Genomic DNA, 15688 nt, shown 5'->3' with positions numbered 1-15688 from the left:
GTCGCTCACACGACCTCATAACCGCCGTGACCAGCAGTTACCCCAGAACGCAATAGCCCTGCCCCGAGTAGCAAGCAGGCACGGGTCCATTCATCATCAGCCACGTGACCGTCGACTACCTGCATGGGCGTGACGCCGACTACGCATCGACTTCCCGGGCGCCGCCCCGGTCTTCCGGTTACGCCGCGCCGCCCTCGACCCGCACCCAAAGATGATCTACCGAGTTTGCTTTGGCCGTGGTGGCCACGGCCAGGACCCGAGGGCTTCCTATTGCCGCCACGCGAAGCTGATCACGGCCAATCCGCCCCGCCCACAGCGGCACCGCTGGCTGGCATGATCGAACCGCGTTCATGTCAGACCGGCCTGGTACGACAGGTACAAGCGGAGAGAGGTCCATTAGTGATCATCTTGAGTCGCGGCAACCTTCTGATCGCCGACGTCGATGCGCTGGTCAATACCGTCAACACGGTCGGAGTGATGGGCAAGGGCATCGCGCTCCAGTTCAAGCGCGCCTACCCCGCCAACTACGCGGCCTACCGGTCAGCCTGCGCGAAGAACGAGGTCCGACTAGGTCAGATGTTGGTGTTCAACTCAGCACGCCTCGGTCCCCGCCGATTCGTGATCAATTTTCCTACCAAGGGCCACTGGCGAGCCACGTCGGCGTTGTCCGACATCCATGTCGGCCTCGCTGATCTCGTCCGCGTCGTGCGTGATCGGCAGATCACCTCGATAGCCGTGCCTGCTCTGGGCTGCGGCAACGGCGGTCTGGACTGGAAACAGGTCCGGCCAGCTATCGAGCAGGCCTTCACCGATCTCCCCGACGTGCGAGTGCTGCTATTCCCTCCTCCGGGGGCACCGGATCCGGCCGGCATGCCGGTAGCGACCAGTGGTTGGTTTTCCGGGTGACGGATCTTGAGCGGGGTGTCTACGAGCACGTCGTCACGCGTGACCTGGCCGACCGGCTCCGGCGCGTCGACTCCGCGCTGATCCAGCAGGGGAATCTTGATCCCGCTGACGCCCCGGATGCCCTCGCCCGGCACATCGCCGCCCTGGCTCACCGCGCCCTGCACGCTGTCAGCGCCGGCGACGACAAGCTCCACCGTCAGGTCGAGTTGGCCAACCGCATCGCCGACAACATCGCCGCTCTCAGCCCACACGCCGCCACCGCCCAGGACCAGGTTGCCGACGCCAAGCGCCTGCTGCACGCCATCGCCACCCCACCGACCCCGCCGGCCTCGCCCGTCTTCCCGGTGCGCCCCACCACCCCGCTCTCCACCGGCGCACTCCTCGTCAACGGCCGCCATCAGCCGCGCATCGGCCACGAGGTCACCCACGAGATGGCATCGGCAGAGTCCGTCGACCTGCTCTGCGCGTTCATCAAATGGCATGGCCTACTCCAGATACAGGGCGCGATCCGCGACCTGATCGACCGTGGCGGACGCCTCCGGGTCATCACCACGACCTACCTCGGTGCCACCGACCAACGCGCCCTCGACCGCCTCGCCGCACTCGGCGCCGACATCAAGATCTCCTACGAGACCCGCACCACCCGGCTACACGCCAAAGCGTGGCTGTTCCGCCGCAACAACGGCATGACCACGGCGTACGTCGGATCGTCGAACCTGTCGAAGGCAGCGCTTGTCGACGGGCTGGAGTGGAACGTCAGGATCTCCAACGTCGAGCAGCCGTACGTCATCGACACGTTCACCGCCACGTTCGAGGACTACTGGCACGATCCGGCGTTCGAGGATTACGACCCCCGCAGGGACTCCGACCGACTCCGCACAGCGCTGCGTGGGGAGCGGCCCGGCGAGGCGTCGACCGGGATCGCCAACCTGGACGTGCGGCCGTACCCGTACCAGGCCGAGATCCTGGCCGACCTGGACGCCGAGCGGCAGGTGCACGGGCGGCACCGGAACCTCGTGGTGATGGCGACCGGCACCGGCAAGACCATCGTCGCCGCGCTCGACTACCGCCGGCTCAACCGTCGAGGGCAGTTCGACTCGCTGCTGTTCGTGGCGCATCAGGAGCAGATCCTGCGGCAGAGTTTGGCGACGTTCCGGCAGGTCATGGGGGACGGCAGCTTCGGCGAGACGCTCGTCGGCGGCCGGGAGCCGCAGCACTGGCGGCACGTCTTCGCCTCCGTCCAGTCGCTGCACCGGCGGGAAATCGATCCCGAGGCGTACGACATGGTGATCGTCGACGAGTTCCACCACGCGGAAGCGCCGACGTACGCCCGGCTGCTGGAGCGGCTGACGCCGCGCGTACTCCTGGGATTGACGGCGACCCCCGACCGCAGTGACGGCGGCGACGTGCGGCGGTGGTTCGACGGCCGCGCCGCCGTGGAGCTGCACCTGTGGGACGCGCTGGAGCGGCAACTGCTCGCGCCGTTCCAGTATTTCGGGCTGCACGACGATGTCGACCTGTCGCAGCTGCGGTGGAGACGCGGGCAGGGGTACGACCCGGCAGAGCTGGACGGCGTCTACACCGGCAACGACGCGCGGGCGCGGATGGTGCTGCGGGCGGTCCGGGACAGCGTCGACGTCGAGCGGATGCGGACGCTCGGGTTCTGCGTGAGCATCGGGCACGCCGAGTTCATGGCGGACTGGTTCAGTCGGCACGGCGTGTCGTCGGCGGCGGTGACCTCCCGGACCGTGGATCGGCAGGCCCTGCTCAGGGATTTCCGGAGCGGCACGCTCCGGGTGCTGTTCACCGTGGACCTGTTCAACGAGGGTGTCGACCTGCCGATGGTCGACACGATCCTGATGCTGCGCCCCACCGAGAGCGCCACGATCTTCCTCCAGCAGCTCGGCCGCGGGCTGCGCCTGGACGACGACAAGCCGTGCCTGACCGTGCTCGACTTCATCGGCGGGCAGCACGCCAACTTCCGCTTCGACCTGCGGTGGCGGGCCCTGACCGGGGTGAGCCGGCGGGCGATGACCGAAGCGGTACGCGACGACTTCCCGTCCCTGCCGAGCGGCTGCCACATCCAGCTCGACCGGGTGGCCAAGGAGCTCGTGCTCGCCAACCTGAAGTCAGCGGCGCCGACCTCCAAAACCGGGCTGGCGAAGGAATTGCGGCTGCTCGGAGACGTCGGCCTCGACGTGTTTCTGCACGAGACCGGTGTGGAGATCGAGGACGTCTACCGGTCGGCGAGCATCGGCGGGTGGACCGGGCTGCGGCGGCTCGCCGGGCTGGAAACCGCGACGGGCGGGCGGGACGACCGCGAGTTGGGCCGGGCCATCGGGCGGATGCTGCACCTCGACGACCTGGACCGCATCGACCTGCTGTCTCGGCTGGCGGCCGGCGAGCAGCCGGCGGCCGGGCCGCTGTGGGACATGCTGCACTTCGACCTCTGGGGGCCGAACGCGCCGCTCACCGAACGCGAGGAACGACTGGCCCGGCTGCTCGCCGAGCCCGCCCGCTGTGCCGAACTGCGGCAGGTCGCCGAGGTGCTACGCGACCGCATCCACCGGGTGACGCAGCCCGTCGCAGGGCTGCCGCTCAACGTGCACGCCCGGTACAGCCGCAACGAGGCCTGCGCCGGCTTCGGCATGGCGAAGCCGGGATCGCTGCGCGAAGGGGTGAAGTGGCTGCCAGACGCCAGGGCCGACATCTTCTTCGTCACGCTGGTCAAGTCCGAGCAGCACTACTCCCCCACCACCATGTACGCCGACCGGGCCATCACCGAGACGCTGTTCCAGTGGGAGTCACAGAGCACCACCTCGTCGGCGTCGGCGACCGGTCAGCGCTACGTCCACCACGCCGAGCAGGGCTCGACGGTGCACCTCTTCGTACGGGAGACCAGGATTGCCGACCGGGATCTCGGCGCACCGGCCTACCTGTACGCCGGGCCGATGACGTACGTCGATCACAGCGGTGACCGGCCCATGCGGATCGTGTGGCGGCTTGACCATCCGCTGCCCGCCGACATGTTCGCCGCCGCCCGCGCCATCGCCGCCTGACGGCAGCCAGCGGGTGACGCTGAACCGGACGGTAGGGCTGGTCAGTCAAATGGCCATCGTCCAGGCCGAGGATGCCCCGAGCCAGGTCCGCCCGCCGGAGGCCCCGGTCACAGCCGGATCGGCGAGCGCGAGAGTCCAGCTTCACAGGCTTGGGAGTAGTTGAAAGTGGCCGGGAGCATGCGGCGTCGGTCGGCGGATGCATCAATTCACGCGGCCGCCCCGTGGTGACGGCTGGACCGACTGGTTGGCGGACACGATCCCCAGCCTGCCGCCGACTAGCGCCGTCGACAACCTCACGCCACTCACCCCTCGTGCCGACGCAATCACTTGCTGATACAAAGGGGTCACCTGTGCCGACGTGAGCAAGGCCTCGTCGCGCACCACTGTGGAGCCGAGGGAGCGACATGCCGGTGGACACCTTCGTTGACCGCGAGCACGAGTTCGCGGTCGCGACCGCCCAGGTGGACGCCGCCTGTGCAGGACGTGGCGGGTTCCTCGTCATCGAGGGAACCGCCGGCATCGGCAAGAGCACACTGCTGGCCAGACTCGCCGAGTACGGCGGATCAGCGACATTCCTGTCCGTACGTTGCCACGCACAAGTCGGGCAACTTGCCGCGTACGGGCCCCTGGTCGACCTGGCGTGGCTGGTGGAGCAGAGCACGCCCCGTCACCGCAGGATCCTGCGTCGCTCGGGCGAGGGGGTGAAGTCCCGTTGGCCGGAGCTGCTCACCATGGTCCCCGGCGTCGGCGATGCGCTGAAGATGGTGGCCGAATCCCTGTCCGGTCCGGTCCCAGGGGCGCCGCTGGTGGACCAACGTACGGCTGCGCGCTCGATGGCGGAGGCGACGCTCGCGCTACTGCGGGCCAAGCGTCCCGCGGTCGTGATGATCGACGACGCCCATCGGATCGACGGCAGCTCGTGCGCCGCACTGTCGTATCTCGCCCACGCGGTTCAGGACCGACCGGTCCTGATCGTGCTGGCGCTACGGCACGACGAGACTAGAGACAACCCTGCCGCACAGCAGCTGATCGACGATCTTCAGTTGCAGGGAGATTCCAGGCGGATCCGGCTGGCAGGTCTACCGTCCGCCGCCGTCGAGCAGCTCGGACAGCTACTCCTAGGCTCGGCGTCGACGCAGGTTACGCGACGACTCACTGAACAGACCGGTGGACACCCACTCCTTCTGCATTACTACCTGGGCAGGGGGCAGCCGATGGCTGCATTGCCCTCCGTCGGCGTCACCACGGACCTGGACGGGCTACCAGTCGATAGTGGCGGCGACCTCATCCTCGCCCGGGTACGGCTGGTCATCCAGGCCCGGTTGCGAAGACTTTCCGGGGAGAACCTGCGGCTGATGTCCATCGCCGCCGTGCAGGGGCGAATGTTCCACAGCAGCGTCGTGGCACGTGTCGCGGGCGAGGATCACGACGTGGTGGCACATCGCCTGCACCGGCTCGCGGCGGAGACTGGGATGCTGCACGCGGTCGACGCCGACGGCTGGGACGACGTGCTGGATGCCGATCGTTACGCTTTCGAGCACGACCTGCTCCAGGAGACCCTCTACCGGGACCAGACAGCGCGGCAGCGCCGCGAACGGCACCGCAAGGTTGGCCGCATCCTGTACGAGCACTCGCGGAACTTCTCCGACCTGACCCTGGAGCTCGCGTTGGATCTGATTCGGCATCACCGACTCGGCGGTGACTGGCTGTCGGCGGCGAAAGTGGCGCACGACACCGCCTGCCGACTCGCCGCGACCGGTGCCTCCACCCGGGAAGTCACCGCGATAGCCGAGCAGGGTCTACAGGACGTACGGCAGGTGGCAGCCATGCCCGAGGCCGACCGGCTTCGCGCCCAGTTGATCGAACTGTTGCTTACCGCTAGCGAGTTGAGCTGGCGTACCCGGCCGGAGTCGGACGGCACCGTACGCCTGGAGACCCTGTCGGCCGAGGCGCTGGCAGCCGCTCGCACCGCCAACGACGAAGCACTCGGTGTGCGGGTGCGTTACCTGCACGGCAAGGTCCTGCTCTACACCCGCGGTGTTCCGGCCGCCATCGGTCCACTACGGGATGCCTGGGAGACAGCTCTCGACAGTGGTGATCCGGCGAACATCCTTCTGGCAGGCTGTGAATACGGGCGCCAGCTACCAAAGGTGAACGTCGAAGCTGGCCTCGACGTTCTCCGTCGGACGGAGCAGGCTGCCAGCGACGTACCGGACGGCTTCGACGATCCCGTCCTGCAACGAGCCCGGCACATGACTGCACTTCAACTGGGAGTGAGCCTCTTCGACGCGGGACAGCTCGGGCCGGCGCTCGCTCGACTCCGCGCTGCCGCGCCGGCCGTTCGCCGCAAACCGGCGCTCGGGCTGCTGCCGATCGGCCTCAACTACCTGGCTCAGGTGGAGGCCGCAATCGGCAACTACGAAGAGTCGGAACGCTTATTGACCGAGGCGACGCAATTGCACGAAGACGGCGAGCCGGACGGATGGCACGCCGTCAACCTGGCGTATCTCAGCAACCGATTGGTGCTGGACCAGCACGATCCTGCCGGACTGGAACTACTCGTAAGGGCCCGGGACGAGGCGGATGCAACCTGGCAGGCGAACCTCGCTCCACTTGTCGCCAACCTTTACGCGGCGAGCCTGATCGCGCTCGCTTCCAACGATCCAACCAACATGCGCAAGGCACTGGGGGTCCTCAACGAGACGCTGACCGAGACCCGGCGCACTGGCATGCGGCGCAGCGAGATCGCCGCTCTGTCACTGCTCGGCGAATGGCATCTCCTGGAGGACGAATCCGCGCAGGCGATGGCGTTCAGCGAGCTGGCCGTCGACCGTATCCGGGACGCGGGCTGGCAGATCCCGGCGGTCTGTGTGGAGGAGGTGCTGTACCGGCACAGCCGCATCCAACGAGCGCTCGGGGACAAGCAGGGCGAACAAGAGTCCATCGAACGCGCCGCGGTTGAGGTACAGCGCAAGGCGGACAGCCTCGACGGCGAAGCCCGCACCCGCTTCTTTGCCGACGTGCCGCTGAACAGGGCGATCCTCGCGGAAAGCAACTGACGCTCGCGCTGATCCGAAGCCGATGCCAAGGATCGCTGCGCGCGGGCCGCGAGCGTCGCGAGTTGCGGCATTCCGGGCTATCCGGCGGGTAGAAGCCGCAAGTTGCGGCATCTCGTGTCTGCCCGGTCCCGAGGGGTTGTCTGATGGATGGTCGCGTGCACAGGATACGGAGACGCTCGATCAGCGTGCGTAGGTCCACCGGCACCTGGCCATCCGGGGCCGGGCGGGTCTCGTACCAATGAGGAGGTTTCGTGGCACGACGCCGCTTCGCGGGGCTAGCAGCCAGCACCATCGTCCTACCACTACTCGTCATCGCCGGGCCGGCGGCGGCCAACCCGGAGGCCACCGTGGTCCGGCCCGCTCCGGTGCCGGCCTCCGGGGTCGCCAGCGACGTCCGCGAGCTGAGCCGGAAGGACTTCACGTTCAACGGCGAGAGCCTTGAGGCACCCACCCAGTACCAGCCGCGTACCCAGACGCGGCGGTCGGAGGCCGCCGAGACGCCACCGGTCGGCACCGTGCGGCAGTGGCTCGCGTTGGACGACTACCAGGGCGTGATGTACCTGAAGCCGTACACGCTGCGGGGCGTGGGCGACAACATCGAGGTGTGGGTCGCCAACGACACCGCGTTCCCGGAGGGCGACTGCCGGCGGCAGATCGCGAACTCGACGGTCGTGACGGACGCGCAGGTCGCGGACCTGGTCAACGAGTTCGACACCAACATGTACCCGAGGTCCACGGCCGCGTTCAGTACTCCGCCGGAGCGGGACGGCACCAACGCCTCCATCGACGGCGACTTCACCGGTGCCGGCAACCGCACCGTCACGCTGGTCGACAACGTCCGGGACGACAACTTCTACGAGTTCCCGGCCGCACCGACCTACATCGCCGGGTTCTTCTTCTCGCTCTTCAACGAGCTGCTCGACCGCAACATCATGACGATCGACGCGTTCGACTGGGCACACCGCACGGGCGCCAGCCCGCCGAACGAGCCGACCGACGACCTGTGCACCAGCCGGCCGGCCCGCCCCAACCTGTACGAGGGCACGTTCATCCACGAGTGGCAGCACCTGGCGCACTACTACACCGACCCGTTCGAGAGCATCCTGATCAACGAGGGTCTCTCCGACTTCGCTCAGACGCTCGGTGGCTACTCCGACGCCACCGTCCGCGTCGACCAGCCGGGGGCGGACAGCCACATCTACTGTTTCCAGGGCTTCGGCACCGTCCAGACGGAGTACAACACCAACCCCCGCGACTGCGGCGGGCCGGAGAACTCGCTGAACCTCTGGGACGAGGGCGGCAATCCGAACGCCGTCCTCGCCGACTACGGCAACGCGTACTCGTTGATGTTGTTCCTTTACGACCGTTACGGCCTGGACTTCATCTCCAGGCTGCACCGCGACAGCGACCTGCAGGGGCTGACCAGCCTTGAGACCGCGCTGAGTGACGAGGGCGTCGAGGACCTGTACGACGTGATCCACGACTACCAGACGATGAACCTGGTCGACCGGATCGTCGGCAACTCGAAGTTCGGCGTCACGCTCGGCGTCGGCAAGCGCAAGGTCACCTCGGCCAGCCTCAACGCCACGGTGAACCTGGCCAACCCGGCCTCGTACGCGACACCGGGCGCGGCGCCCAACGGAGCCGACTACGTCCGGCTACGCAAGGCCGACGGCAAGCCGCTGGGCCGGGGCGAACTGCGGTCGATCAAGTTCGGGGGCGCGAGGTCACTGCCGGCGGTGCCGCTGGCCTGGACCACGGTGACCGCCGACCCGGACCGCCCGGGCAACCCGGTGCTGTGGTCCGGCAACGGCAACAGCCTCGACGTCGCCGCCGTCACCCCGGTGACCGTGCCGGCCGGTGACCCGACGCTGACCTTCCTCGCGAAGTACGGCGCCGAGGCCGGATACGACTACGGCTACGTCAGCATCTCTGCCGACGGTGGTAAGAGCTACACCGTCATTGCGGGCGACCAGAGCATCGACGGTCCGCTCGGCCCGGCGCTCAACGGCACCACCACCGGTTTCGAGCCGCACTCGTTCGACCTGTCGGCGTACGCCGGGCAGGACGTGCTGGTCAGCTTTCGGTACGTCAGCGACGGTGGCGTCAACGAGGGTGGTCTGCTGATCGACGACATCGCCGTCGGCGGCACGCCGGTCAGCGACGGGTCGAACCTCGACGCGTTCGACTCGCCGTCGGAGATCGCCCCGACCGAGGTGGCGAACTGGAACGTCCGGTTCGTCGGCATCGACGAGAGGCTCAAGTTGGCCCTCCAGTTCGAGGTCGACGGCAAGTCGAGCTTCACCCTCGGGCTGATCCAGACGGCGCTGCTGACCGCCTTCCCCACGGTGGTCGCCATCGTCGCCTACGACGAGCCGACCGAGCAGGTCTCGCAGTACGCGCCGTACCAGTTGACGGTGAACAACGTGGTGCAGCCCGGCGGCGCGCCACTGAGCTGAGGTGAACAGGGCTCCCGGTGCCGCCATGCGGTACCGGGAGTTTCTTCGCCGACGTCCGGCAGTCCGTGGATGAGGTGGCAGCCGCCGTGGCCCACTTCGCCGGAAGCCGCTTCACCGATGGCACGGCTTCCGGCCGCCCTTGCCGACAAGCCGGAGTAGCCGCACTACCGCACGCGGGCGGGGCGGGCGAGGGTCAGCAGCATCAGCAGGGAGGCGGCGGCCGCGCCGCTGAGCACCACGGCCATCGGAATCGCGCTGCCCTCCCCGCCGAGCCCGACCAGTGGTGCGGCGCTGGCCGCGACCACGGCCTGGATGCCGCCGAGCAGTGCCGCGGCGGTGCCGGCGCGGGAGGCGTGCCGGTCCAGGGCGAGCGCGGTGCCGTTGGGCATCACCAGGCCGAGCGAGCCGAGGAAGACGAAAAGCGCGGCGATCACCAGGGGCAGGTTGCCCAGCAGTGCCCCGGCGAGCACACCGAGGGCGGCGAGCAGGCTGAGGCCGAGGCCGCCGACCAGCAGCGGTCGGGGGTCGTAGCGGTCGAGCAGCCGGGCGTTGAGCTGGCCGACGGCGACGAAGGAGAGCGCGTTGAGGCCGAAGAGGACGCTGAATGTGCCGGCGGAGAGGCCGAAGACGTCCTGGAGGACGAACGAGGAGCCGGAAAGGTAGGCGAAGAGTCCGGCGAAGGCGAGTCCCTGGGTCAGCGCGTACCCGAGGTAGACGCGGTCGGCGAGCAGGGCGCGGCCGGTGGCGGCGGTCGCGGCCAGGCCGCCGGTGCTGCGCCACGCGGGGGGCAGCGTTTCGGGCAGCCGCCACGCGACGGCGGTGGCGAGCAGGGCACCGACCAGGGCGAGGGCGACGAAGATGGTGCGCCAGTCGCCGACGTTGAGCACCAGGCTGCCGAGGGCCGGGGCGACCATCGGTGCGATGCCGAAGATCAGCACAAGCCGGGAGAAATATTTCGCGGCGGCCCGGCCGGAGTGGAGGTCACGGACGACGGCGCGGGCCACGACGGTGCCCATGCCGCCGGCGAAGCCCTGGGCGAAGCGGGCCACGGCGAGGGTCTCTGCCGACGGCGCGAGGGCACAGACCAGCGACAACAGGGTGTACGCGCCGACGCCGACCAGCACTGGCAGTCGCCGTCCCCAGCGGTCGCTGAGCGGGCCGGTGACGAGTTGTCCGAGGGCCATGCCGATCAGGCAGGTGGTCAGGGAGAGTTGGATCTGCGCCTGGCTGGCGGCCAGGTCGCGGGTCATCCCGGGGAACGCCGGCAGGTAGGTGTCCAGCGACAGTGGCCCGATCGCGGTGAGGAAGCCGAGCAGCACCAGCAGCGCGACGGCGGCCCGGCCGGTGGGTGCGGCGAACCGCTCCGGCTGGCGTACGGAGGGCGCGGCGGTCTGCGACATCGGCGGTCCCCTCGGGTGGTTGGTGGCGTCCGGCTACGATAGCTCTGCCTACAGAGATATCGTAGCGGGAGAGGGTTCCACTGTGACGGAGGAGACGCTCAGCCAGCTCGGTGCCGCCCTTGGCGACCTGCACCGGGTGCTGCGCCGCCGGGCCAGCCAACGGACCGGCCGCGCGTTGCTGCCGGACGCGCAGGTGGAGGTGCTACGACTGGTGCAGCGCCAGCCCGGGATCAGCGTCCGGGAGGCCGCCGAGCGGCTCGGCGCGGCCGCCAACACGGTGAGCACCATCGTCGGTGAGCTGACCTCCGCCGGCCTGCTGCGCCGGGACCGGGACCCGGCGGACCGGCGTACCGTCCGGTTGGGGCTGACCGAGGTGGCGCGGGAGCGGATCGCCGCCTACGGGCAGCACCGCCGCGAGGTCCTCGCCGCCGCGTTGGCCGGGCTCGACGCGGCAGACCGGGAGCAACTGCTCGCCGCGGTGCCGGCGCTGACCCGCCTGGCCGACAGAGCCGCTGAGCCGCGTTGACCGGGGGCATGGCCCCCGGTCAACGCAGCGACCGACCCGGTCAGGGCTGCGACCGCAGATCTTCCCACTCGGTGACCCGGCGGACGTCGACCTCCATATCGGCACCGGCCCCGGCGAAGAGTCCGGCGAACCGCCGACCCCACTCCATCGCCTCCGCCTTGTCACGGACCTGTATCAGCGCGAACCCGGCGATCAGCTCCTTGGTCTCGGTGAACGGCCCGTCGGTCACCGTCGACCTGCCGCCGGTGACGGTGATCCGGCCGGCGTCCACGCTGCTGGGCCGCAGCCCCTCACCGGCGAGCAGCACACCCGCCTGGGTCGCCTCCTCCATGAAGGCCCCCATCCCGGCGATGAACTCGGGGCTCGGGTTCCACAGCTCGGGCCTGTTCTCGTCCAGCTTGTGCATGAGCATGAAGCGCATCATTCTCGCCTTCCAATTCGGTTCTACGGTCATTGGGACGAAACAGCCAGCAGCCGGGCGGAGACCACCGAGAGCCAGCCGAAGAGCAGAGCGCAGCCGAGCGCCATCCGGACGCTGAGGCTGCCATGATCCGGCCACACCATGACGACCGCCACGACGATGGCGCAGGCCACCGAGAGCGTGGCGGCAACGCGCTGGCCGTCGCGGGCGTACCGGCGGGCAAAGACCAGGCAGGCGGCGGTGAGCGACCAGAACGCGAGCATGGCACCGACCCCGTGGCCGACGGCATGCCAGCTCAGCGTCTCCGCGGGCCCTTCCGGCGCGCCTGCCGGCCAACCCATGCTCGGGTCGGAGACCAGCACCCCGCCGATGACGTTCCCGACACCGAAGGCGCCCACCAGCCGAGGCCCCCAGGTGCCGGCGGGCTGGCCGCGCAGCACGCGACGCATCCCGGCCGCGCCGGCCAGGGCCAGCAGCCCGCTCACCACGAACGTGGCGATCTGGATCCACCCGTGCTCGCCAAGGGCGAGCAGGCTCAGCGGCTGCCGGCTCAGGTCGAACCCGTCGCGGCTGAGCACCTGCGCCGCGGCCGACACCGCGAACACCGGGCCAGAGGCGATCCCGCCAGTTAGCAACACCCCCGTCGTACGCCGGGCGGCGCCGCCCGCCACCGTGGGCCTCCCGATCGTCGCCGTTGCCATCCGTGCCTCCTCTTTCCGCCGGCTGATCACCGGTGTGCCGTGCCGGTCCGTCCCGGCTTCTACTCACACGTCGAGCGAGCCGGCCGGGATTCGACATGGGGACAGATCTCTCCCAGGATCTTTGGCAGCGCCGCTTCAGCGCCTCGGCGGTACGCCCCGGACGCTGTCGGCGGCCCGACCGCGTAGCAGCGCCTGTTCCCGGGCGTTGCCGGTCAACTCGGCCGCCCGGCTGAACTCGGCGGCCGCCTCGTCGTGACGTCCCAGCTTGGCCAGCAGGTCCCCGACAACGGCGGGCAGCAGGTGGTAGCGGGCCAGCGTCGGCTCGTCGACCAGGGCCAGCGCCACCTCCAGCGCGGCGGCCGGACCGTCAGCGAAGGAGACCGCCACCGCCCGGTTCAGCTCCACCACCGGCGACGGCGCGATCCGGGCCAGCTCCGCGTAGCCGGCCGCGATCCGCACCCAGTCCGTCTCCTGCGGGGTGCCCGCCCGCGCGTGGCACGCCGCGATCTCCGCCTGGAGGGCGTACGGACCGGGCGGGCCGTCGGCGGACCGGGCGCGGTCCAACGCCGCCAGGCCCCGGCGGATGAGCAGCCGGTCCCAGCGCCGCCGGTCCTGCTCCATCAGCAGCACCGGTTCGCCGTCGGCGTCGGTGCGCGCTCCGGTCCGCGACGCCTGGATTTCCAGCAGCGCGGCCAGCCCGTGCACCTCGGGTTCGTCCGGCATCAGCCGTTGCAGGACCCGGACCAGGCGGAGCGCGTCCTGGCAGAGCGCCGGACGCATCCAGTCGTCGCCGGCGGACGCCGCGTAGCCCTCGTTGAAGACGAGGTAGACGACCTCCAGCACGCTGGCCAGCCGCTCGCCCCGCTCCGCCACGCCGGGAACCTCGAACGGAACCCTCGCCTCGGCGAGGGTCTTCTTGGCCCGGGTGATCCGCTGCGCCATGGTGGTCTCCGGCACCAGGAACGCCTTGGCGATCTCCTCGGTCCTCAGACCGCCGAGCATCCGTAGGGTGAGCGCCGCCCGGGACTGCGGGGCGAGCACCGGATGACAGGCGGTGAAGATCAGCGGAAGCAGGTCGTCGTCGATCCGCTCCTCGAAGGCCGCGTCGAAGTCCGGGGTGAAGCTCTCCTCGGCGAGGTCACGGCCGAGTTCGGCGACCTTGCGCTCCTGCACCTGCCGGCGACGGAGCCCGTCGATCGCGCGCCGCTTGCCCACCGTGGTCAGCCACGCCCCGGGGTTGGCCGGTACGCCGTCGTGGGGCCACCGTTCCAGCGCGGCGACCAGCGCCTCCTGGGCAAGTTCCTCGGCCCAGCCGACGTCGCGTACCAGCCCCGCCAGGGCCGCGATCACCCGCCCGGACTCGATCCGCCACACCGCCTCGATCGCACGGTTGACCTCCGGATGCACAGTCATCAGCGCATCAGACCAGGCGGTCCGGTCCAACGGCAACCGAGGCACACCGTGGTGTACCGCACCTCCTGTCGTACCCGGGTCCTAGCCTCCGCTTCGTCCGAACTTCCCGTCCCGACGGAGGCAGCAGATGCTCGACCATCTCGGCATCCAGGTCCGTGACCTCGACGCCAGCATGACGTTCTACGACGCGATCCTTGCCGCACTCGGCGCCGGGCGGATGCTGCAATACCCGGAGGCCGTCGGCTACGGCAGCAACAAGCCGGACTTCTGGCTCAGCCCGGCGTCAGCCGACGGTGCCGGGCAGGAGAGCCACATCGCCTTCACCGCACCCGACCGGGCCGCGGTCCGGGCCTTCCACGACGCTGCGGTGGCCGCTGGCGCGCAGGTGCTGCACGAGCCCCGCGTCTGGCCGGAGTACCACGCCGACTACTTCGGCGCCTTCGTCCGGGACCCGGACGGCAACAACGTCGAGGCGGTCTGCCACGCACCCGGCTAGGTCGGTGGAGACGTCCTCGGCCGATGGCCTCACCCCCGACCGAGGGTGCAGGTCAGGCCGAGACGGCGCGGCGCACACCGCCGTGCGCCCCGCAGGCCCGAGGGCTGCCGCCGGCCAGGCTGACCTTGCCGTCATCGCACTGCACCAGGTAGCCGCGGCCCTCCCAGAACCCGGGCACGCAGTCGAAGTGGTCACACACCTCACGGGCGGGTTCGCGGATCCGCTGCCCGCCACAGAAGTCGTACCCCATCGGGTTCGTGGGGGCGCCGCAGCGCCGCTGCGCTGCCGGGCTGGTGCGGCGCGGCTTGGCTGAGTCGGTCGCGTGGGGCGACTTCGACGCGGTGCCGGCGGCCGGCGCCGGGGCGGCCGCGACCGCGGTCTCCGAACCGGTCGGGTCCGACGGCCCGGAGTTCGCCAGGGCCACCGGCACCATCACGGCGAGGGCGGCGGCGACCACCACGGTGCGTCGGCCACCGGGGATCAGTGCCGACAGCCGGGCCTGCCCGGGGGTGGCGATGCCGGGACGGGACGGGCGCAGCCTGGCGTGCTCGGCGACCAACTCGTCGAGCTGGTCGACAACCGCCTGCCGCTGCTCGATGGCGTCGGCGAAGGCCAGGGTGAGCACGAAGCGGAATTCGGCCGCCGCGTCCGGGCGCAGCAGCACGCCGGAGACGGGCCGCCGGTCCAGCACCTGGAGCAGGGTGACCGAGGCGTGCGGGTCGTGCGCCAGACCGGTCATCCGCCCGTACGCCCAGTCGCGCCGGCCACGCCCGCCGAGCAGCACCAGCCGGCGGTTCGTGATCACCGCCATGCCCGCGTCGACGACCCGGACCCCCTCGGGGATGCGCTTACGGAGCCGGCCGGTCTGCGCGGCCACAGTCAGGTCCGGTGCGGGCAGCACGGCGGTGTGTCGCATCTCGACCAGCTGCCCGCCCGGCACCACCCGGAGCACGACCTCGCCGGCGGCCAGCTCCAACGGAAGTCCGTCGCCCGCACCGGCCGAACCGTGACACTGCTCGGCGAGCGTACGCAGGCGGCGCAGCTCCTCGTCGCGGTGCCGCCACGTGCCCTCGGCGCTGCGGAACAGCCGCAGTCGGCGCTCGTTCTGCTGGCGCGCCCACCGGTACCGCCAGGTCGAACCCGTCGAATCAGTCTTCGCCACGCCGACTCCTCCGCCGCGCATGCCAACCGCAGGCCATGAAATGGGGTGTCACAGTGTTAACGGCTGCGAGCACCAGCACGGACACG

At 70.0% G+C, this 15688-nt stretch carries 11 protein-coding genes; 6 read left to right on the top strand and 5 right to left on the bottom strand.

Annotation, left to right across the window (positions count from 1 at the left end):
- Nucleotides 1-399: 399 nt before the first annotated feature.
- The 4 genes from ACFHWY_RS22160 (at nt 400) to ACFHWY_RS22145 (ending at nt 9483) form a co-directional block, all read left to right on the top strand.
- Nucleotides 400-906 carry a macro domain-containing protein gene (locus ACFHWY_RS22160; protein ID WP_416582160.1) on the top strand — a complete coding sequence of 169 codons (507 nt, stop codon included), beginning with the start codon at nt 400-402 and terminating at the stop codon, nt 904-906.
- The gene (locus ACFHWY_RS22155) at nt 903-3965 is read left to right on the top strand and encodes a DUF3427 domain-containing protein (protein WP_416582159.1); all 3063 of its coding nucleotides are present in this window, start codon (nt 903-905) and stop codon (nt 3963-3965) included. Before ACFHWY_RS22160 ends, ACFHWY_RS22155 begins: the two co-directional genes overlap by 4 nt.
- Nucleotides 3966-4375: 410 nt before the next feature.
- Entirely contained in the window at nt 4376-7024 is a 2649-nt protein-coding gene (locus ACFHWY_RS22150) for an ATP-binding protein (RefSeq protein WP_416582158.1), read from the top strand.
- A 251-nt stretch (nt 7025-7275) separates the two neighbouring features.
- Complete coding sequence (locus ACFHWY_RS22145) at nt 7276-9483, top strand: choice-of-anchor J domain-containing protein (protein WP_416582157.1); 2208 nt, start codon at nt 7276-7278, stop codon at nt 9481-9483.
- A gap of 164 nt (nt 9484-9647) precedes the next feature.
- On the opposite strand, the gene ACFHWY_RS22140 is transcribed toward ACFHWY_RS22145, so the two are convergent.
- Complete coding sequence (locus tag ACFHWY_RS22140) at nt 9648-10883, bottom strand: multidrug effflux MFS transporter (protein ID WP_416582156.1); 1236 nt, start codon at nt 10881-10883, stop codon at nt 9648-9650.
- An 82-nt stretch (nt 10884-10965) separates the two neighbouring features.
- On the opposite strand from ACFHWY_RS22140, the gene ACFHWY_RS22135 reads away from it, so the two are divergent.
- Nucleotides 10966-11409: a MarR family transcriptional regulator gene (locus ACFHWY_RS22135; RefSeq protein ID WP_416582155.1), complete on the top strand. Its 444-nt coding sequence runs from the start codon at nt 10966-10968 to the stop codon at nt 11407-11409.
- A gap of 40 nt (nt 11410-11449) precedes the next feature.
- On the opposite strand, the gene ACFHWY_RS22130 is transcribed toward ACFHWY_RS22135, so the two are convergent.
- From ACFHWY_RS22130 to ACFHWY_RS22120, 3 genes are all read right to left on the bottom strand, one after another.
- Nucleotides 11450-11821, bottom strand: coding sequence for a YciI family protein (locus ACFHWY_RS22130; protein ID WP_416582154.1), 372 nt, complete (start codon nt 11819-11821; stop codon nt 11450-11452).
- Between the two features lie 38 nt (nt 11822-11859).
- A complete protein-coding gene (locus ACFHWY_RS22125) occupies nt 11860-12531 on the bottom strand; it encodes a DUF998 domain-containing protein (RefSeq protein WP_416582153.1) in 672 nt (223 codons plus the stop codon).
- A gap of 135 nt (nt 12532-12666) precedes the next feature.
- Nucleotides 12667-13944, bottom strand: a complete 1278-nt coding sequence (locus ACFHWY_RS22120; protein ID WP_416582152.1) for an RNA polymerase sigma factor — start codon at nt 13942-13944, stop codon at nt 12667-12669.
- A 127-nt stretch (nt 13945-14071) separates the two neighbouring features.
- Between ACFHWY_RS22120 and ACFHWY_RS22115 the strand changes: the two genes are divergently transcribed.
- Nucleotides 14072-14440 carry a VOC family protein gene (locus tag ACFHWY_RS22115; RefSeq protein WP_416582151.1) on the top strand — a complete coding sequence of 123 codons (369 nt, stop codon included), beginning with the start codon at nt 14072-14074 and terminating at the stop codon, nt 14438-14440.
- Between the two features lie 52 nt (nt 14441-14492).
- On the opposite strand, the gene ACFHWY_RS22110 is transcribed toward ACFHWY_RS22115, so the two are convergent.
- Nucleotides 14493-15602: a hypothetical protein gene (locus ACFHWY_RS22110; protein ID WP_416582150.1), complete on the bottom strand. Its 1110-nt coding sequence runs from the start codon at nt 15600-15602 to the stop codon at nt 14493-14495.
- Nucleotides 15603-15688: the final 86 nt, after the last annotated feature.

It is taken from the genome of Micromonospora sp. LOL_024 (assembly GCF_048060415.1).
Lineage (GTDB): Bacteria > Actinomycetota > Actinomycetes > Mycobacteriales > Micromonosporaceae > Micromonospora.
Note: the sequence above shows the minus strand (reverse complement) of the source record. Positions and strands in the feature narration are given on the sequence as shown.